This is a genomic window from Streptomyces sp. NPDC033136 (assembly GCF_055578235.1).
This window is the reverse complement of record NZ_JBVIPD010000029.1, coordinates 1-18,966: the sequence shown is the minus strand read 5'-3', so window position 1 is coordinate 18,966 and position 18,966 is coordinate 1. Positions and strand designations below refer to the sequence as shown.

Below are 18,966 nucleotides of genomic sequence, written 5' to 3'. Positions count from 1 at the left end.
CGACGGGCCTTCGTGGATCGGGCGTTCGTCGTGTGACGTTGTCGGCCGGGGCGCGGGCGGTGGCCCGCGCTGTCACGGGGCGGACTACTTCGCGTCGCGGTTGAAGGTCGAGGTGGACCAGAAGTAGCCGAGGACCGTCAGGGCCAGGCACCAGACGACGGCGAGCCAGCCGTTGTGGCCGATCTCGGTGCCCAGCAGCAGGCCACGCAGGGTCTCGATGGCCGGCGTGAAGGGCTGGTACTCGGCGATCGGCTGGAACCAGCCCGGCATCGAGTCGACCGGCACGAACGCGCTGGACAGGAGCGGCAGCAGGATCAGGGGCATGGCGTTGTTGCTGGCGGCCTCGGCGTTGGGGCTGACCAGACCCATCCCGACGGCGATCCAGGTGAGCGCCAGGGTGAAGAGGGCGAGCAGCCCGAAGGCCGCGAGCCACTCCAGGGCGGTGGCGTCGGTGGACCGGAAGCCGATGGCCACGCCGACGGCGCCGACGAGGACCACGCTCAGGATCGACTGCAGGACGCTGCCGGCGACGTGCCCGACGAGGATCGAGGGCCGGTGGATGGCCATGGTGCGGAAGCGGGCGATGATGCCCTCGGTCATGTCGTTGGAGACGGAGACCGCGGTGCCGATGACGGTGGAACCGATGGTCATCAGCAGCAGGCCGGGCACGATGTAGGCGATGTAGGCGGAGCGGCCGCCACCGCCGATGCCCGCGCTCATGGTGTCGCCGAAGATGTAGACGAACAGCAGGAGCAGCATGATCGGCGTGAGCAGCAGGTTGAGCGTGAGGGACGGGTAGCGGCGCGCGTGCAGCAGGTTGCGGCGCAGCATCGTGTTCGAGTCGCGCACGGCGAGGGACACGGAACTCATCGGACAGCCTCCTTGGGCTGGGTGGGGACGCCGGCGCCGCCGGTCAGGGCGAAGAACACGTCATCGAGGTCGGGGGTGTGGACGGTCAGTTCGTCGGCCTCGATGCCGGCGGAGTCCAGCCAGTCGAGGATGGAGCGCAGCTCACGCTGGCTGCCGTCACTGGGGATCTGGAGGGCGAGCGCGTCGTCGTCCCGAGCCGCCTGCTCTAGCGCGAGGGCGGCGGCCTGGTAGGCGACCGGGTCGGTGAAGCGGAGCCGGACGTGGCCGCCGGGGACGAGGCGCTTGAGCTCGGCGGCGGTGCCCTCGGCGGCGATCCTGCCGTCGTTCAGCACCGCGATACGGTCGGCGAGTTCGTCGGCCTCCTCCAGGTACTGCGTGGTGAGGAAGACGGTGACACCGTCGGAGACCAGCTCGCGGATGATGCCCCACATGTTGTGCCGCGAGCGCGGGTCCAGGCCGGTGGTGGGCTCGTCCAGGAAGATGATCCGCGGCTTGCCGACCAGCGTCATGGCGATGTCCAGACGCCGCTTCATGCCACCCGAGTACGTCGAGGCGGGCTTCTTCGCCGCCTCCACCAGGTCGAAACGCTCCAGCAGCTCGGCGGCCACCCGCCGCCCCTCCTGCTTGGACAGGTGGTGCAGGTCCGCCATGAGGAGCATGTTCTCCTCACCGGTGATCAGACCGTCCACGGCGGAGAACTGCCCCGTGACACCGATCGCGGCACGCACCGCCTGCGGGTCCGCGGCGATGTCGTGACCGGCGACCTGCGCCTGCCCGCCGCCGGCGGAGATCAGCGTGGACAGGATCTGCACGGTGGTGGTCTTGCCGGCCCCGTTCGGGCCGAGCAGGGAGAAGATCGTTCCCTCGGGGACGATCAGGTCGACGCCGTCAAGGACGGTCTTGTCGCCGTAGGACTTGCGCAGCCCGTTCGCTGCGATGGCCGGCTTGGTCATGAGGAGAGCTCCTTCTACAGGCTGCGGGCGGCGATGTCGCCGTAGGCGGTGGTGGCGTGGATGGTGAGAGCGGCGTCGGGTCCGTCGGTGTTGGTGAGGGTGTTCTCGATACGACCGTGGGTGGTGCCGGCGTCGAGGGTGGCGGAGGTGCCGCGGGCGGCGCCGACGGTGATGTCGCCGTGCTCCGTGCGCAGGGTGACGGTGCCGCGCACGGCCTCGGTGACGCGGAGGTCGCCCTTCTGGGTGCTGATCTCGGCGGAGCCGTCCAGGCGGTGGACGGTGACGTCGCCGGCGGCGAGGGTGAGGCGGGCGCCTTCGGTCTCGTCGAGCTCGACGGTGGCCTGGGCGCTGTCGAGGGAGACGTGACCGAGCCGTCCGGTGCTGTGGAGCTGGGCGTCGGCCGTCTTCGCCTCGACGCGGGAGCCGGTGGGCAGGTGGAGGGTCACGTCGAGGGTGCCGGAGGAGCCGAGGGCCTGGTTCTTGCCGGTGGGGGCCTCGATGCGCAGGGTGCCGTCGGCGCAGGTGACCGTGGTCTGTTCGGCGGCCTTCACGTCGCGGCTCTTGGAGGCGTCGGCGGGCAGGACCTCGACGGTGGTGTCGGTCCGGTCGGCGGCGACGAACCGGATGCGTCCCGCGGGGATGTCGAGGACGGCCGCGACGGGGGCGGGGGTGTCGAACTTCTGCATCGTGCACTCCTTCTTCTGCATCGTGTGCGCTCCTGCGTCCCGATGTTTCTGATGATGGAAACGCTACGTTGCATTCACGGAACTAGCAACACGGTTGTTGCTTATTTGCGCCATAAATGCAGGTAGATTCGATAAATCATTGCAATGAGTCTAGGCTTAATGCAATGACATCCGTCCTATCCGTTGCAATGAACAGAGAGTGAACGCTATACCGGGGACACTCGGAGCGCGCGGGGAACCGCGATGCGGGCAGGAGGACCCACCCGGCGGGAACCGGACCGGGCGGGTGCGGGCGTCGAGCCGGAGCAGGGCGTCGGCGTGCGCGGCGGCCGTGGCGTGCGGGTGAGGTCCGGCGCACCGGGCGGCGATCCGGCCGGGGCGGGCGGCGTGCGGCAGGGCAGGGACCATGCGTGGCAGGTGCCGACCCGGGGCGAGGACGCCGGACGGCCGGGCGGTGGGGGGATCGGCGTACCGGTGGGGGACGGTGCCGCGCGGCGCGGGCCCTTCGCGCCGCGCGGCTGCGGGACGCGACCGGTGCCGGAAGTCGGGGTCGCCATGGGATCAGTGAACCGGAGGCCCGCGGCCGGGACCATCGACCTCGGCCGGACCTCGACCAGCTCTCAAGCGGTCTTGCGGGCCCCGGCGTTCGCGGTGCCCCGGCGTTCGCGGCGCTGCGGTGTCCCCCGGGCCCGTACACGGACGGCGGCCCGGCGCGACCTGGACAAGGTCGCACCGGGCCGCGGCAGTTCAGACCGCGCATGCCTCAGTGCACGAGGTCCCCCTCGTGATCCGGCGTCTTCCGCGGCGCGGGCGACGGCGGAGCGGCCTGCAGTCGCCGCAACCGCTCGCCCTCGACGTCCACGTTGGGCAGCAGCCGGCCGAGCCACTTCGGCAGCCACCAGGCGGCGTCGCCGAGCAGCGAGTGCACGGCGGGCACGATCGCCATCCGGACCACGAAGGCGTCGAACAGGACTGCGGAGGCGAGGCCGAAGCCCATCATCGCGACCAGGTCGTCGGTCTCGAAGATGAAGCCCGAGAAGACGCTGATCATGATGATCGCGGCGGCCACGACCACCCGGCCGCTGTGGCGGAAGCCGGTGACGACCGCGTCCTTCGGCGAGGCGCCATGGACGTACGCCTCACGCATGCGGGTGACCAGGAAGACCTCGTAGTCCATGGCGAGGCCGAAGACCACACCGATCATGAAGATCGGCAGCGTGGTCATGATGGGGCCGGTCTGCTCGATGCCGAAGAAGCCGGCGGCCCAGCCGAGCTGGAACACCGCGACCAGCGCGCCGAGCGCCGCGCTGACCGAGAGCAGGAAGCCGAGCGCCGCCTTCAGCGGGACCAGGACGGAGCGGAACACCAGGAGCAGCAGCAGGAAGGCCAGGCCCACCACCAGGGCCAGGTAGGGCAGCAGCGCGTCGGACAGGGTCTGGGAGAAGTCGATGAACAGCGCGGTCTGGCCGGTCACCAGGATCTCGGTGGCCCCCGCGGACGCCGCGAGCGAAGTGGCCTTCGCGCGGATGTCCTTGACCAGCTGCTCGGTCTCGCCGTCGGTCGGGCCGGTCTTCGGGACGATGCTGAAGATGGCGGTGTCGCCGGCCTTGTTGGCGGTGGCCTTGGAGACCGAGGCGATGCCCGCGGTCTTCTTCAGGCTCTCGCCGACCTTGTCACCGGCGGCGGCCGCGTCCTTGCCCTCGACGGTCACCGTCAGCGGGCCGTTGAAGCCGGGCCCGAAGGAGTCGGACAGCAGGTCGTACGCCTTGCGCTGGGTGGTGTCGGTCGCCATCGTGCCCTCGCCGGGCAGGCCGAGTTCCAGCTTGGTGGCGGGCAGGGCGATCGCGCCGAGACCGACCACCGCGAGGAAGAGCACGCCGAGCGGGCGGCGCACCACGAAGGAGGCCCAGCGGGTGGACAGGCTCGGCTTGGTCCGCGCGGCCAGCTTCGCGGCCTTCTTCTCCGACTTGCGCAGCTTGCGCGCCGACAACGGCTTCTTGGTCTGCACGAGACGGCGGTCCGCGACCCGCAGCACCCGGCGCGGCGCGAAGCCGAGCAGGGCGGGCACCAAGGTGACCGCGATCAGTACGGCGACGGCGACCGTACCCGCCGCGGCGAGAGCCATCTTGGTGAGGATCGGGATGTTGACGACGGCGAGGCCGCCCAGCGCGATGATGACGGTGAGCCCGGCGAAGACGACGGCCGAACCGGCGGTGCCGGTCGCGATGCCCGCGGCCTCCTGCGGGGTGCGCCCCTCGCCGACCTCGGCGCGGTAGCGGGAGACAATGAACAGGGCGTAGTCGATGCCGACCGCGAGGCCGATCATCATCGCCAGCGTCGACGTCGTGGCCGACAGCCCGAAGGTGGAGCCGAGCGCGGTGATGGCGGAGACGCCGACCCCCACGCCGATCAGGGCGGTGAGCAGCGGCATACCGGCGGCGAGCACCGAGCCGAAGGTGAGGAACAGGACGATGGCCGAGATCAGCACACCGATCTGCTCACCGGTGCCGGACATGGTCTGTTCGATCGCGACGGCGTCACCGCCGGCCTCGACGGTCAGGCCGCCGTCGCGGGCCCGGTCCGTGGCCTTGGTGAGCGCGTCGTGCGCCTCGTCGGTGAGGTCGGGTGCGGCGACGCCGTAGGTCACCACGGCGTAGGCGGTACGGCCGTCCTCGCTGATCGAGCCGGCGGTGAACGGGTCGGCGACGCCTGACACCTGGGGCGCCTTGCCGAGCTCGCCGAGGAGCTCGCCGATCGCCGCCTTCTCATCGGCGATCTTCTTGCCCTCGGGCGCGCGGATCACGACGCGGGCGGTGGCACCGTCGGCGCCGGCGTCCGGGAACTTCTCCTCCAGGAGGTCGAACGCCTTCTGCGATTCGGTGCCCGGCATGGAGAACTGCTCGGTCGGGGGGGTGGGAGCACTGGAGGCAGCGGCACCGACGCCGCAGACGATCAGCACCCACAGCAGGGTCACGAGGCCACGTCGCCGGAAGGCGAAGCGGCCGAGTTTGTACAGGAAGGTAGCCACGGAAAACCGCACTTCCATCGAGTGGGGGGGCAGAGGAACGTAGGGGGCCGGCCGCCCCGGCATCAGAACAGGGCGGTGGCTTCTGACATGCACACACGGTGGCCCAAAGGCCCGTCAAACGGCCGGATTCTCCGGCGGAGCGAGACTGATCCTGAAGCGAACGTCGAGTGGAGGAATCAGTTCCGGCCAGCCGCTGCGGGTGGCGAAGACGTAGCAGCGCAGAACGAGGAAGCGGGCCGCGCCGGCGAGTCCGGAGGCGCCGAGGTAGACGATCTGCTCGGTCAGCATGGCGGGGGAGGGCTGCAGCAGGTGCAGCACCCACACGGCGATGCCGGTGGCCAGGTAGGCGGCCGTCGCCGAGCCCGCCGACTGCCAGTGCTCACGCCATCCGGCGCCGCGTCCCTTGGCGAAGGTGATGCGGGCGTGGAGTTCGGTGCACAGCAGGGTGGAGACGACGGTGACGACCGCGTTCGCCAGCGCCCAGGGCATCGTCACGGCCAGCAGCGGCACCGCGAGGCTGGAGAGGACTCCGACGCCGCCGCCGAGGGCCGCGAACCGGAGGAAGGACGCGAGGGGGCCGGGGCCGGCTTCGGTCGCCACATCGGGCTGGTGTGCGAGCGGCGACTTCATGGCGGCGTCCTTCCTCGAGGGCCGGGTGCTGGCGGGGTGTTTTACAGGCTGCGGGCGGTGATGTCGCCGTAGGAGGTGGTCGCGTGGATGGTCAGGCCGGCCGCGGGGCCGTCGGCGTTGGTGAGGGAGTTGTGGATCCGGCCGTAGCTGGTGCCGGCGTCGAGGGTGGCGGAGGTCCCACGGGCGGTGCCGACGGTGATGTCGCCGTGCTCGGCGCGCAGGGTGACCGTGCCGCGCACGGCCTCGGCGACGTTCAGGTCGCCCTTGCGCGTGCTGATCTCGGCGGAGCCGTTCAGGCGGCCCACGGTGATGTCACCGGCTTGGACGGCCAGACGGACGCTCGCGGTCTCGTCGAGCTTGACCGTGCCCTGCGCGCCCTCGAAGGTCACGTCGCCGAGCCGCCCCACGCCGCGCAGTTCGGCGCTGGCGGCCTTGGCCTCGACGCGGGAGCCGGCGGGGAGCTGGACGGTGACCTCGACGGCGCCGGAGGGGCCGAAGTACTGGTTCTTCACCGGGGTCTCGATCCGCAGGACACCGTCGCGACAGTCGACCGTGGTCTGCTCGGCCGCCTTCACGTCCCGGCTCTTGGCGGGGTCGGCGGGCAGCACCTCGACGGTGGTGTCGGCCCGGTCGGCGGCGATGAACCGGATGCGCCCCGCCGAGACGTCCACGACGGCAGCGATGGGGGCGTGGGCGTCGAACGTGCGCGTCGTGCTCTGGGTCTTCTGCATCGCGGGCTCCTAGACTCGGCTTGTTGTTTCCGATGACAGAAACGCTACGTTGCATTCACAGATCTAGCAACGAACTCGTTGCGCTCAATGCCTAAAAACGCAGCTCAGAGCCGAGAAATCGTTGCACTGGATCCAAAATTAACGCAACATTCCGCACGTCGACTCGTTGCAATGGAGTGGGGGTGAACGCTATGCTGGCCCGCATCACGGACCACGAAGGAGATCGCGATGCCGGGAGGCAGACTCACCCAGCAGGAACGCCAGCAGATCGCGCTGGGACTGGCCGACGGCCTCCCCTACGCGGAGATCGCCAGGCGCCTCGACCGCCCGACCTCCACCATCACGCGCGAGGTGATGCGCAACGGCGGCCCCACCGCCTACCGTGCCGACCTGGCACACCGCGCCACCGAACGCCGCGCCCACCGCCGCCGGCAGGCCGCGCCCCGGGGCGGACAGCGGACGCCCCAGCAGCCCCACGGACGCGACGCCGAGGCCGTGCGCGAGTACGAGGAGACCCTCACCACCGTCTTCATGGCCTCGGGCATGCCCAAGATGATGTCCAGGGTGCTGGTCTGCCTCTACACCACCGACGAGGGCAGCCTCACCGCATCCGAACTCGTCCAGCGCCTCCAGGTCAGCCCGGCGTCCATCTCCAAAGCGGTCACGTTTCTGGAGAGCCAGGGCATGGTCCGCCGGGCGCGCGACGAACGCCGCCGCGAGCGCTATGCCGTCGACGACGACGTCTGGTACCAGGCGATGATCGCCAGCGCCCGGTCCCTCACCCAGGTCGTCGAGGTCTCCCGGCAGGGCGTCGGCGTCCTCGGCCCCGGCACCCCGGCCGCCACCCGCCTGGAGAACGCCGCCCGCTTCCTCGACTTCGTCCAGGAGAGCACCATTCGCGCCGCGGAACAGGCCCGCGAGGTCCTGCACACCAAACCCGAAACGGCCCCGGACGGCACCGCCGCCCGGCCCTGACCGCCGCCGCGACCGGCCCCGGCGGCCCCCACCCGGGGCCCAGCCCCACTCGGCCGTTCACGCTGGAACAGAATCGACGCGCGGTTCGCCGCGGCCCGCGGCCCGCGGCCCGGGAGCCCGGGAGCCCGCTGGGCCGTTCCGCAAAGTCCCGCCGTCCGCCCGGACCCGCTCCTCGACGGGCACACGCTGCCTGCCGGGCACCCAGGAGCCGGCCGGACGGCGGGGCGGCCCCGGCAGGGTCACCCCGCCGCCGGCACCGGCTTCGGCTCCCGCGCCGGTGCCACGGTCGTCAGCGCACGCACCTGACCGCTGCACAGCGCCGCCGCCGTCGCGCACACCACCAGCGCCGCGCCGCCCAGCAGGGTGCCCCGCACCCCGAAGTGCGCGGCGAGCGGACCGGCGGCCATCTCGCCCAGCGGCAGCGCGGCGAACGACCCCAGCGCGTCGTACGAGTACACGCGGGCCAGCTTGTCCGGCGGGATGTTCTGCTGCAGCGACACGTCCCAGGCCACCCCGAACTGCTCCAGGGCGACCCCGTTCAGGAACATCGCCACCCCCAGCAGCAGCACCCCAGGCGCCTGGGCGAGGACCACCAGCGGCAGCGACTCCACCGCCACCATCGCCACCCCGATCAGCAGCGCGCGCCGGGCCCGCGACCGCGCGGCGAGGACACCGCCGGCCACCGCCCCCGCCATCTGCGCCGCCAGCACCACGCCCCACACCCCGCGTCCGAACGTGTCGTCGGCGACGACCGGCCCCAGCACATGGATGCCCCCCGCCACCACGGCGTTGACCACCGCGAACTGCACCACCACGATCCACACCCAGCTGCGGGCGGTGAACTCCCGCCATCCTTCCCGCAGTTCGCGCAGCGGCCGGGTCCGCTCCCCGGTCGCGGCCACCGGCGCCGCCGTCACCCCGAGGAAGCACACCGCCGCCCCGCAGAACGCCACCGCGTTCCCGGCGAGCCCCCATCCGGGCCCGAACACGGCGGCGACGATCCCGGCGAGGGACGAGCCCGCGATCGCGCCGAGGTTGGTGCCCATGCGCATCAGCGCGTTGGCCGGGCGGATCAGGGACGCGGGCACGGTCTGCGGGGTGAGCGCCGCCGACGCCGGCAACGACAGCGCGGCCAGCGCCCCGTTGAGGACGCTGAGCAGCACCAGCAGCGGGATCGACACCGCCTCCAGCAGCACGCTCACCGCGATCGCGCCCTGCACACCCGCCGCCGCGAGCGCCGAACCCTGCAGCACCACCGTGCGCCGCACCCGGTCCGCGACCACCCCGCCCACCAGCAGCAGCGCCACGTTGGCCAGCGAACGCGCACCGACGACGATCCCCAGATCGGTCAGCGAACCCGTCGCGTCGAGCACCGCGAAGGCCAGCGCCACCGGCGCCATCGCGTTGGCGAAGTACACCAGCAGACGCCCCCCTGCCAGCCGCCGGAAGGAGCGGTGGCGCAGCGGTGCCCACGTCTGTGCGCCGGCCGTGCCGTGCGCGTCGGTGTCCGTCATGGTGCCGGCCGCTCCCTCTCGTCCGGGCCCGGGGGCCGCAGGGTGAAGTGCACCCGGGACACCGAGATGCCCAGGTCCTGAACGGCGTACGGGCAGAAGTAGTACGCCTGGGGGGTCGCCCCGGGGGCGATGGCGACGGTGAACTCCGCGTGCACCCGCTCGCCGGGGCGCGTGGCCTCGACGCGGCGCAGCACGGGGCCGACCCGCGCGTCGAGGTACAGCGGCAGCACGATACCCAGGTTCACCGTCCCCGCCCGTCGCGCCCGCGCCTCCACCACCACGTGCAGGGCACTGCCGACGGCGGTCTCGGCCGGCGCCTTCACGGTCAGCCCGGCCGCGCCGGCGAGGGAGTTGGCGACATCGCCGCAGCGTGCGCACACCACCTGGACGGTGTCGGTGATCACGGGGACCCGGCCGCGGCGCCGGTACGCGGTGAGCGGCCGGCCGCAGGCGCACGAGGAGTCCAGGGCAACCGGCGCGTCGGCGACGCTGCGTTCACCGAAGTAGGTGGGGAACCGCAGCACCGGATCGTCGTGGTGCTTGGCGAAGCGGTGGGCGAGCGCCAGATCCAGGGAGGTGGTCTCCTTGGCGATCGCCGCCAGTGACCGCCGCGCGTCCGGCGGTGCCAGCGCCACCGTGCGCACCACGTCGTGCAGCAGCGTGTCCGCCAGGGCCCGCAGCCGGGGCCGCAGCGGGTAGTCCGGCCCGAGCAGCCCGCTGTCGAGCAGACCCGCCAGCCGCGCACCGAGCGTGTGCGGCTCGGGAGCCGGGACCGGCTCCGCCGTGGACGGCTGCGTTCCCGCCTCCGCCGCCTCCTCCTCCAGGCCCGAGGACTACAGGCCGAACTGGGCGAACGACGGATAGGGGTTGATGTCGCGCAGCACGTCGTTGACGGCGCCGGCCGCGCTGCCCGCGGCGGCCGCCGACGTCAGCCACGCCAGGTTCTCGGGGCGCTGCCCGTCGCACGCGGTGAGCGTGGCGACGACGGTCTGCGCGGGACCGTCGAGCGCGTCCAGCAGGATCAGGTACTTCGGGTCGTACATGGCGTGCCCGGCCAGCGCGCCGCTGAAGCAGTTGGCGAGGACCAGTTCGGCGGCGCGGATGCCGCGCGCCGGGATCAGCTTGTCCATCGGCTTGGTGCAGCCCAGCCCGTAGGCGCACTTGGGGCCGGCGGCACCGGGCAGGGCCGCGACCGGACTCGCCCCGCACAGCGTGAACTGGCCCAGGTTGAGCTGGTCGTCCTTGCCGTTGCCGTGGAAGAGCACCCGCCGCCACACCCGGCCGAGGGCCACCTCCTTGATGTCGAGGCGGCGCACGTCGTCGGCGCCGCACCACACGTCCGCGCCCGGCACCGGCTCGGCCGCGTCCAGCTCGGAGACGACCCCCACCGCCGCGCCCGGCACCACCCGGGCGTACTGCTTGGCCACCACCCAGCTCAGACTGTGCACGTCACGACCGGTCAGCAGGAACAGCGGCCGCCCCGCGGCATACGCGTCCGCCACGACCTGCTGCACCTCGTCCCCGTGCAACTGCGCGTAGGTCCCGGCCAGCAGCACGGACCCCGTTCCGGGCAGCCGCCCCGGCTCCGCCGCCCAGGTGCGGGCCAGCGGCCGCAGCAGCGTCTCCAGCGCGGCGGGCACCTCGCCCCAGGTCACCACGGGCGCGTCGGTGAGATCGGCGACGGGTGCCGCGGTGGACAGGACGGCCTCGTACCGGAAACGGGTCAGCTCGTTGTGGTGGACGCCCAGCTTGACCCGTACATCGACCGTACGCACCCCGGGCAGCTCCCGGGCAAGGGCAGCGAACAGCGCGGGCGACAGCAGCAGTTCGGTCTCGCCCGCCACCCGCCGGTCGACGCCGCGGCGCACCGCCTCGCGGTCCTCGGTGTCCGCGCCCGGCTGGGCCAGCTCCACGCCGGTCTGGAAGCAGCGCGCCAGGTCGAGGTTGCGCAGGTCGCCCAGGAGCAGCGAGCCCCCCGGCGCCAGCAGCGGCAGCGCCCGCTCGATCACGGTCCGCAGATAGGACAGGCCCGGGAAGTACTGGACGACCGAGTTGACGACGATCGTGTCGAAGTACCCCACGGGCAGCCCGCCGGTGTCGTCCGCGCCCTGGCAGCTCAGCCGCACCTTCTCCCGCAGCACCGCGTCGCCCTGCGTCTGGGCGCGCAGCGCCGCGACGACGGACGGCGAGAAATCGGTGGCCCAGTACTCCTCGCACTCCTCGGCCCGGGCCAGGTGCGCCATCAGCAGCCCGGTGCCCACCCCGATCTCCAGGACACGCCGCTGCCCCAGCTCACGGATGCGCTCCAGCGTCGCCGCCTGCCACTCCCGCATCTGCTCCAACGGGATCGGCTGCGCGTCGTAACTGCTGTTCCAACCCGCGAAGTTGGCGCCGAACTCGGCGGCCCCGGCGTCGTCGTAGAGCGCCTCGTAGATCTCCTTCCACTCGGTGATCTGCTCACCCTCCGCCGCCGCGGGCTGCGCGGCCGGTACGACATGGGCGACCAGGCGGCGGTCGCCGTCCGCGGCCGTGTGCACGGACACCGTGGCCGCGGACACGGCGGGGTGGGCGGTCAGCACCGACTCGATCTCGCCGAGCTCGATGCGGAAACCGCGCAGCTTGACCTGGTCGTCGACCCGCCCCGTGAACTCGATCGCGCCGTCCTCGCGCAGCACCACCAGATCACCGGTCCGGTACAGCCGGCCCTCACCGCCGGTGAACTCGTCCCGCACGAACCGCTGCGCGGTCAGCTCCGGCCGGTCCAGGTACCCGGTGGCCAGCCCCGGCCCGCCGAGCAGCAGCTCACCCGTGCCGCCGGGAGCGACCGGGACACCGTCCTCGCCGACCACGACGGCGACGGTCGCGCCGATGAGACGGCCGATGGGGATCGTACGGTCGCCCTCGGCCGGTTCCGCGACCTCGTGCCAGGTCGCGAACGTCGTCGTCTCGGTCGGCCCGTACACGTGCAGCAGCCGCTCGGGCGGACCCGCCCGGAACACCTCCCGCACCCGCCGCGGATCACACGCCTCGCCGCCGAAGAGCACCGTGCGCAGCGGGGCGAACGCGGCCGGGCGCTCCCGCGCGATCAGGTTGAACAACGCGGTCGTCAGGAAGATCACCGAAAGGCCGTGCTCGGCGACCGCGCCCTCGAAGCGGGCCGGATCGACCACGGTGTCCTTCGTCAGCCCGACCAGCCGGGCACCGGCGGCCAGCGTCGACCAGATCTCGAAGGTGACCGCGTCGAAGGCGGGATTGGCGGCCTGCGCCACCACGTCGCCCGGCGTCAGCCGCACGTAGTCGGTCGACACCACCTCCACCTACTTCGAGCGCGACGAAGCCGACGACCCCGCCGGCGAGGGCACCAGCCTGCGCCAGTACGGGCATTCGAAGGACCACCGCAAGGACCTGCCGCAGATCGTCATCGGGCTGGCCGTCACCCGCGAGGGCATCCCGGTCCGCTGCTGGACCTGGCCCGGCGGCACCAACGACCAGACTGTGATCACCGAGGTCAAGGACGGCCTGCGCGACTGGCGGCTCGGCCGGGTGATCACCGTCTGCGACACCGGCTTCTCCTCCGAAGCCAACCAGGCATACCTGCGCCGGGCCGGCGGCCACTACATCACCGGCATCAAGATGCGCGAAGGCTCCCACCGAGCCGAACAGGCCCTGGCCCGCCAGGGCCGCTACCAGGAAGTGCGCGACAACCTGCGCGTCAAGGAGGTCCGCCTCGACGGCGACGAGGGCAGGCGCTTCATCATCTGCCACAACCCAGCCGAAGCCGAACGCGACGCCGCCCGCCGGGAAGACCAACTCGTGGCGGTCCGAGCCGAGTTGGCACGCATCAAGGCAGCACGGGAGGCGGACGCGAAGAAGGCGAAGGCCAAGGCCGCCAAGGCCGCCAAGACCGGCAAGCGCCCCGCGGCACCATCCGACGCGCCGCACCGCAAGGCCGAGTGCGCGCTGCGCGACCATCCGGCGCTGGGCCGCTGGCTCAAGCAGCACCCCACCACCGGGCGGCTGTCCATCGACGCCGCCAAGGTCACCGCCGAGGCCCGCCTGGACGGCAAGTACCTGCTGGCCACCAGCGACCCGGATCTGTCCGCCGAGAACATCGCGCTCGGCTACAAGAACTTGCTGGAAGCCGAACGTGCCTTCCGCACGATGAAGTCGACGCTGGACCTGCGGCCTGTCTACCACCGCCTCGACGAGCGGATACGCGCCCACGTGCTGCTGTGCTGGCTCGCCCTGCTGCTGATCCGCGTCGCCGAGCGCCGCACCGAGCAGATCTGGCCCAAGATCGCCGCCGAGCTCGGCCGGATCCACCAGGTCACCCTCACCGGCCCCGCCGGCAGTCTCCAGCAGACCACCCGGCTCACCGACACCCAGACCAAACTCTTCAAGGACTGCGGCATCCCGCTCCCGCCAAAGATGAGCGGCCTCAAGCCCCCCGAATAGCCGCTGACCTGGGAAAACGCACTCCGGAGCCGTGGGCACACGACCCCGGAGCCTCCTCATGCCCATCGCCGCAGGTCAACCCACAGATTCAGCCCTGCTGTGTGCCCGCCAACTGTCGAACTCGGGTATCGGCGGGACGGTTCACCGACGTTGATTTCCGGCGCGAGCTGCCGACAGTGCCCACCTGTGGGTTTGTCATCACGGGTCTGAGTGTCGGCAGACGGTCGTTTGACGACACTCCGGATCGTGGGCACGAGCTGCCCCATGCTCATGGCCATCCCTTAGCGTTCAACCCAGCAACATCACCGGCGGGACCCCTCAACCTGCTCTTACCTGATGGTGTAAGCGGTGCCCCGGTCGATTTCGCCGCCGCTACGGAGCCCAAACGATCGCTCACCATGTTCGGTCCGTCGGCTCGGACATAGGCGCCAGGCCAAGGCCGGCGACCGCGACCGCGCCGTGGGCGGTGTGCTCGCCGCCGGCGAGTATCAGGCTTCGGGCGGACTGGTAGCGGCAACCGGCAGCCTCGAACGCCTGCGCCGTGAGGAGCACGCGCTCGTGGTCCTTGTCGAGCAGGGCCTCGGCTCGTTCCACTATGGCGGTGGCGACCGGGTTGCCGCTCACGACGGTCCGCGCGTCGGCGAGCCGATCGCGTGCCCCGGGGGTTTCGGCGAGGACGGCGGCCTCGGCACGTAGAGCTACGTACCAGTGGAGCCAGGTCCACGTGATCCAGCGCCAGACCTCGGCGGGCTCGGGCGCCATCCGCTCCAGCGCCTGCGCGGCCTGGCCGTTGTGGAGCAGGCGGATCGCGTCGAAGACCGCGGCGTAGCCGTGGGCGTGCTCCGATGAGGCCCCGGGCCAGCTCAGGATCTCCTGCCATTCGCGTCGGGCCTCGTCGTCCTGGCGGAGGCCGTGGAGCATCGTGACCCCGGCCGCGGCAGCGCCGAGAACCGGGGTGTCCCGACCGCCACCGCGCCGCCAGGCGTCCAGGAACCGGACACTGTTGGTGAGTACGTCCTCGACATTGCCCGCCAGTGTGTCGGCCACCAGCAGCAGACTCGTCGCACGGTGCCCGACCTCTGCCAGCAGCGGATGATCCGCCAGCTGCTGGGCCCACCGGCGTGCACCGGGTAGATCGCCGGTGCCGAGCGCCGCCTCGCCGGCCTCGGCGAGGGCGTCGAGCAGTTCGTGGGTGCCGGCCGGGGTGTTCGGAACGGCGGCCAGTAGCGTCACCCGGCGCCGGACCGTCTCGGCCGCGCCGAACGTATCCCCGGCCCAGCTCTGGACGGCGGCGAAGGTGTCCAGAGCGGCGGATTCGACGAGCGGATCATTGGTCCGCCGTGCGAGCTCCATCGCCCGCTCGGCTCGCGCCATCGTCTCCGTGAGCGCGGCGCCGCGTGGAACTTCGGCACCGCTCTGGGCGCTGTCGAAGGCGTCGAACAGGGCCATTCCGGCCTCGGCCAGGGCCACTGCCGCCTGGCCGGCCTGGGATTCCCCGGCCAGGTCGCGGGCCTCGGCAATCAGGGCGGTGGTCTCCTCGCGGGGTGGGGTGCGGACGAACTTGCTGGAGAACCGGAACGCCGTCGTCGCGACCGTCGCCAGGTCCACGGCGGCACCCGCTGTGTCACCTGTGCGGCGGGCGGCTTGTGCGGCCTGGCGATGCAGGCGGTACATGTCCTCGCCGCGCATCCGGCACCCGGCCACCGCGGCTGCCTGCCGGAGCATCGACGCTGTGGCGGTCGGGTCTTCGGCGAGCATGGCGGCCTGTTCGAAGCGGGCCTGCGACTCGCCGACCAGGTGACGGGTGAAGGCCATCTCCGCCAGCGAACGGGCGAGGCGGTGCGCGCCCGCGCGGTGCTCCGCCTGGCCGGCCGCCCACGCCAAGGCGGCGCGCAGGTCATCGGCGACCGCGTCGAAGTCGGCCCGCCAGTCCGGGCCCACCGCCGCGAGCCCGGCGGCCCTGGCCAGGCACCAGCGCAGATGCCGGGACCGCGTCTCGGCGGACCCACCGGCCTCAGCGAGCCGCTCGGCTCCGTACTGCCGGATGGTCTCCAGCGCCCGGTAGCCGGTCCCGCCGGGAGTGGCCGTCACCACCAGCAGGCTCTGTTCGGCGAGCCGGGCCAGCCCGTCGGCGACGATTCCCTCGTCCACCCCGGCCACCTCCGCCGCTGCCGGGACAGTGAACGGCGCCACGAACACCGACACATGGCGCAGCAGCGCACTGTCGGCCGGTTCCAGCAGGGCGTGGCTCCAGTCCAGCGCGGCCCGCACCGAGCGGTGCCGGTCCTCGGCGCGGGAGCCGCCGGTCAGCATCCGCAGCGGGTGGGACAGGGCGGCGGTGAGGCCGTCAAGGCCGAGGGTCGGGTACCGGGCGGCGGCCAGTTCGATCGCCAGCGCCATCCCGTCCAGCCGGTCGCAGATCACGGCTGCCTGGGCCCGCTGCGCAGGGTCCAGCGGCCGGCCGACTGCCGCCGCCCGTTCCATGAACAGCGCGACCGCGTCCGACTCGCCGCCGGCGGTCAGTGACAGCGGCGGCACCTGGTACACCCGCTCGAACGGCACCATCAGCCGTGCCCGGCTGGTCGCCAGCACCGCCAGCCGCGGGCACGCTGCCAGCAACCGCTCCAGGAACAGCGCCACCCCGTCCCGGACCTGCTCACAGTTGTCCAGGACCAGCAGGGCGTGCCGGTCGGCCAGCGCGGAGATCAGTGACTCGGTCAGGTCCTGACCGGGCTGCTCGCCGAGACCGAGCGCACCGGCGACCGCGGGCGCGACCAGTTCCGGGCCGGTGACCGGGACGAGGTCGACGAACCACACGCCGTCGGTGTACGTCCCGGCCGCATCCGCCGCCACCGATAGCGCGAGCCGGGTCTTACCCACCCCGCCGGGGCCGACCGCGGTCACCTGCCGCGAGGTCCTGATCAGCTCGGTCAGCTCGTCCAACTCGCCGACCCGGCCGACGAACGAGGTCAACGGCGCCGGCAGGACCGGCATGGCGTGCCCGGCCCCGGCCATCCCCCCGGCCGCGACCGGCTTGGCCGCGGCCCGTGCGGCGAGCGCCCGCCGATCCGGCACGTCCAACTTCCGCAGCATCGAGGAGACATGGCTCTCCACCGTCCGCACGGAGATGAACAGACGCGCCCCGATCTCGGCATTGCTGAGGTGCTCGCCGATCAGCTCCAGGACATCGGCCTCCCGAGGCGAGATCTCCGTGTCCACCATCGTCGTCACCGCTGCCCCCCGCCCTGCGGTACGCCCCCTGCGTACCCCTTGGAGACCGGCAGACTACCGGCTCCGTGCCGCGTTCCGTGGTCGGCTCCGTGGTCACCACGGATGTGGTCCTACCAGCAGGAGAGCGAAGCTGAGAGCACTTCGACGACAGGCACCGGCCCCAGGAGTGACGATGAGCGACGTTTCCCACCAGAGCATCAGGACCGTGCTGCACCCCGTGTCCGACCTGGCGAAGGCCAAGGGGGTCTACGCCGCCCTCCTCGGTGGCCCACCGCAGACCGACACCCCCTACTACGTCGGCTTCGACACCGGCGGCCAGCACATTGGCCTGGTGCCGGACGGCGGGCCGCAGGGCATGACCTCGCCGGTGGCCTACTGGCACGTGCCGGACATCGAGGCGAAGCTCGCCGACCTCACCGCCGCTGGCGCCGTGGTGAAGGAGGCCGCGCACGAAGTCGGCGCCGGCCGGGTGGTCGCCACCGTCACCGACCCCGACGGCAACGTCCTGGGCCTGATCCAGGACCACTGAACCCCCACGCCTCCCAGCCGGCGCACTCCCACACGAAAGGAACCCATCATGACCGCGTTCGAGACCGTCACCCTGGAAGTTTCCGACCCCACGGCCGCAGCCGCCTTCTATCAGGCGTTCGGCGTGAGCCAGCACGTGAATGTCCGTGCCTCGCAGGAGCCGACCACAGGCTTCCGCGGCTTCGCCCTGTCGCTCGTGACATCCCAGCCCGCCGACGTCGACGCGTTCATGGTCGCCGCGGTCGAGGCCGGGGCGACCACGCTGAAGCCCGCGGCCAAGAGCTTCTGGGGCTACGGCGGCGTCGTCCAGGCCCCGGACGGAACGATCTGCAAGATCGCCTCCTCGAAGAAGAAGAATTCCGGCCCGGCCGTCCGGGAGATCGAGCAACTCGCCCTGCTGCTCGGCGTGGACGACGTCAAGGCGAGCAAGCGCTTCTACGTCGACCGCGGCCTGGCCGTGGCCAAGAGCTTCGGCGGCAAGTACGTCGAGTTCGACACCCCGTCGTCCCACATCACGCTGGCCCTCTACCCCCGGCACGCCCTCGCCAAGGACAGCGGTGTGACCAAGGAGGGCGACGGATCGCACCGGATCGTGCTCGGCGGCGCCGCCGAGACCTTCACCGACCTGGACGGCTTCACCTGGGAGACCGCAGCCGCCTGACCCGCCAAAACCCAGCACACCCACACACACCTGAGGGAGACCGACAGATGAGCAGCAGGACCAACAGCGGTTACGAGGGATTCACCACCGACGAGCGGGCCGCGATGAAGGAGCACGCCCAGGAAGAGAAGAAGGCCGCGCGTCGAAGCTCACGCGCGGACAAAGCGGCGCTGGCGCTCAAGGACCTGCTCGACAAGATCGCCCAGATGCCCGACGAGGACCGGGTCCTCGCCGAGCGCGTCCACCACATCGTCACCGCCAACGCCCCGAACCTCACACCCAAGACCTGGTACGGGATGCCTGCCTACGCGCTGGACGGCAAGGTCGTCTGCTTCTTCCAGAGCGCGGCCAAGTTCAAGGCCCGCTACGCCACGCTCGGGTTCAACGATCCGGCGCAGCTGGACGACGGCCCGATGTGGCCGACAGCCTTCGCCCTGACCGAGGTGACGCCAGAGGTTGAGGAGCGGATCGCCGCGCTGGTGAAGCAGGCGTCGAGCTAGGTCTCGCCCTACGGCACGGCAGTTGACCGTGGACGGGCAGCCTGCGGGAAGTGATCTTCCAAACCCTGGAAAGCCTCACCCGCGAATCACCCGGCCCCGCAGGTCAGGGTGAGGCTCCCCCTGCCAGCCGGACAGCTTGATACTGGGACGGATGGTCCCGGAGGAAGCAGTCACAGGTAGTGAGTAGCAAGAGCAACATGAGTA

14 protein-coding genes and 1 pseudogene are annotated in these 18,966 nt (G+C 71.7%); 5 read left to right on the top strand and 10 right to left on the bottom strand.

Features of this window, described 5'->3' with window-relative positions:
* Positions 1 to 84 precede the first annotated feature (84 nt).
* The 6 genes from ACZ5TL_RS35060 to ACZ5TL_RS35035 form a co-directional block, all read right to left on the bottom strand.
* Positions 85 to 870, bottom strand: coding sequence for an ABC transporter permease (locus ACZ5TL_RS35060; protein WP_456200304.1), 786 nt, complete (start codon positions 868 to 870; stop codon positions 85 to 87).
* Positions 867 to 1,823, bottom strand: coding sequence for an ATP-binding cassette domain-containing protein (locus tag ACZ5TL_RS35055; protein ID WP_468594824.1), 957 nt, complete (start codon positions 1,821 to 1,823; stop codon positions 867 to 869). Before ACZ5TL_RS35055 ends, ACZ5TL_RS35060 begins: the two co-directional genes overlap by 4 nt.
* A 14-nt stretch (positions 1,824 to 1,837) precedes the next feature.
* Positions 1,838 to 2,509 (bottom strand): DUF4097 family beta strand repeat-containing protein, encoded by a 672-nt coding sequence (locus tag ACZ5TL_RS35050; protein WP_468594872.1) that lies wholly within the window; start codon positions 2,507 to 2,509, stop codon positions 1,838 to 1,840.
* Between the two features lie 763 nt (positions 2,510 to 3,272).
* A complete protein-coding gene (locus ACZ5TL_RS35045; RefSeq protein WP_468594823.1) occupies positions 3,273 to 5,537 on the bottom strand; it encodes an MMPL family transporter in 2,265 nt (754 codons plus the stop codon).
* Positions 5,538 to 5,651: 114 nt separating this feature from the next.
* Positions 5,652 to 6,167 carry a GtrA family protein gene (locus ACZ5TL_RS35040; RefSeq protein ID WP_468594822.1) on the bottom strand — a complete coding sequence of 172 codons (516 nt, stop codon included), beginning with the start codon at positions 6,165 to 6,167 and terminating at the stop codon, positions 5,652 to 5,654.
* A 41-nt stretch (positions 6,168 to 6,208) separates the two neighbouring features.
* The gene (locus ACZ5TL_RS35035; RefSeq protein ID WP_468594821.1) at positions 6,209 to 6,898 is read right to left on the bottom strand and encodes a DUF4097 family beta strand repeat-containing protein; all 690 of its coding nucleotides are present in this window, start codon (positions 6,896 to 6,898) and stop codon (positions 6,209 to 6,211) included.
* Between the two features lie 228 nt (positions 6,899 to 7,126).
* Here ACZ5TL_RS35035 and ACZ5TL_RS35030 point away from each other — a divergent pair, with 228 nt between their 5' ends.
* Positions 7,127 to 7,873, top strand: a complete 747-nt coding sequence (locus ACZ5TL_RS35030; protein ID WP_468594820.1) for a GbsR/MarR family transcriptional regulator — start codon at positions 7,127 to 7,129, stop codon at positions 7,871 to 7,873.
* A gap of 239 nt (positions 7,874 to 8,112) precedes the next feature.
* Here ACZ5TL_RS35030 and ACZ5TL_RS35025 read toward each other — a convergent pair whose 3' ends face one another.
* The 3 genes from ACZ5TL_RS35025 to ACZ5TL_RS35015 form a co-directional block, all read right to left on the bottom strand.
* A complete protein-coding gene (locus ACZ5TL_RS35025) occupies positions 8,113 to 9,387 on the bottom strand; it encodes an MFS transporter (protein ID WP_468594819.1) in 1,275 nt (424 codons plus the stop codon).
* On the bottom strand, positions 9,384 to 10,034 hold the full coding sequence (locus ACZ5TL_RS35020; RefSeq protein WP_468594818.1) for a hypothetical protein: 651 nt from the start codon (positions 10,032 to 10,034) through the stop codon (positions 9,384 to 9,386). Before ACZ5TL_RS35020 ends, ACZ5TL_RS35025 begins: the two co-directional genes overlap by 4 nt.
* 186 nt (positions 10,035 to 10,220) lie before the next feature.
* Positions 10,221 to 12,680 carry an AMP-binding protein gene (locus tag ACZ5TL_RS35015; protein WP_468594871.1) on the bottom strand — a complete coding sequence of 820 codons (2,460 nt, stop codon included), beginning with the start codon at positions 12,678 to 12,680 and terminating at the stop codon, positions 10,221 to 10,223.
* Positions 12,681 to 12,690: 10 nt separating this feature from the next.
* On the opposite strand from ACZ5TL_RS35015, the pseudogene ACZ5TL_RS35010 reads away from it, so the two are divergent.
* Positions 12,691 to 13,842: pseudogene (locus tag ACZ5TL_RS35010) on the top strand (IS1634 family transposase); the annotation flags it as partial.
* A 393-nt stretch (positions 13,843 to 14,235) separates the two neighbouring features.
* On the opposite strand, the gene ACZ5TL_RS35005 reads toward ACZ5TL_RS35010, so the two are convergent.
* Entirely contained in the window at positions 14,236 to 17,064 is a 2,829-nt protein-coding gene (locus ACZ5TL_RS35005) for a LuxR C-terminal-related transcriptional regulator (RefSeq protein WP_468594870.1), read from the bottom strand.
* A gap of 181 nt (positions 17,065 to 17,245) precedes the next feature.
* Between ACZ5TL_RS35005 and ACZ5TL_RS35000 the strand changes: the two genes are divergently transcribed.
* The 3 genes from ACZ5TL_RS35000 to ACZ5TL_RS34990 are packed head-to-tail and all read left to right on the top strand — an operon-like array spanning position 17,246 to position 18,762.
* The gene (locus ACZ5TL_RS35000; protein WP_468594817.1) at positions 17,246 to 17,602 is read left to right on the top strand and encodes a VOC family protein; all 357 of its coding nucleotides are present in this window, start codon (positions 17,246 to 17,248) and stop codon (positions 17,600 to 17,602) included.
* A gap of 48 nt (positions 17,603 to 17,650) precedes the next feature.
* Complete coding sequence (locus tag ACZ5TL_RS34995; RefSeq protein ID WP_468594816.1) at positions 17,651 to 18,262, top strand: glyoxalase; 612 nt, start codon at positions 17,651 to 17,653, stop codon at positions 18,260 to 18,262.
* Positions 18,263 to 18,309: 47 nt separating this feature from the next.
* Positions 18,310 to 18,762, top strand: a complete 453-nt coding sequence (locus tag ACZ5TL_RS34990; RefSeq protein ID WP_468594815.1) for an iron chaperone — start codon at positions 18,310 to 18,312, stop codon at positions 18,760 to 18,762.
* Positions 18,763 to 18,966 lie beyond the last annotated feature (204 nt).

Coding starts and splice junctions, on each gene's coding strand:
- ACZ5TL_RS35060 (WP_456200304.1), bottom strand. CDS start 870: ATGAGTTCCGTGTCCCTCGCCGTGCGCGACTCGAACACGATGCTGCGC.
- ACZ5TL_RS35055 (WP_468594824.1), bottom strand. CDS start 1,823: ATGACCAAGCCGGCCATCGCAGCGAACGGGCTGCGCAAGTCCTACGGC.
- ACZ5TL_RS35050 (WP_468594872.1), bottom strand. CDS start 2,509: ATGCAGAAGTTCGACACCCCCGCCCCCGTCGCGGCCGTCCTCGACATC.
- ACZ5TL_RS35040 (WP_468594822.1), bottom strand. CDS start 6,167: ATGAAGTCGCCGCTCGCACACCAGCCCGATGTGGCGACCGAAGCCGGC.
- ACZ5TL_RS35035 (WP_468594821.1), bottom strand. CDS start 6,898: ATGCAGAAGACCCAGAGCACGACGCGCACGTTCGACGCCCACGCCCCC.
- ACZ5TL_RS35030 (WP_468594820.1), top strand. CDS start 7,127: ATGCCGGGAGGCAGACTCACCCAGCAGGAACGCCAGCAGATCGCGCTG.
- ACZ5TL_RS35025 (WP_468594819.1), bottom strand. CDS start 9,387: ATGACGGACACCGACGCGCACGGCACGGCCGGCGCACAGACGTGGGCA.
- ACZ5TL_RS35005 (WP_468594870.1), bottom strand. CDS start 17,064: ATGGTGGACACGGAGATCTCGCCTCGGGAGGCCGATGTCCTGGAGCTG.
- ACZ5TL_RS35000 (WP_468594817.1), top strand. CDS start 17,246: ATGAGCGACGTTTCCCACCAGAGCATCAGGACCGTGCTGCACCCCGTG.
- ACZ5TL_RS34995 (WP_468594816.1), top strand. CDS start 17,651: ATGACCGCGTTCGAGACCGTCACCCTGGAAGTTTCCGACCCCACGGCC.
- ACZ5TL_RS34990 (WP_468594815.1), top strand. CDS start 18,310: ATGAGCAGCAGGACCAACAGCGGTTACGAGGGATTCACCACCGACGAG.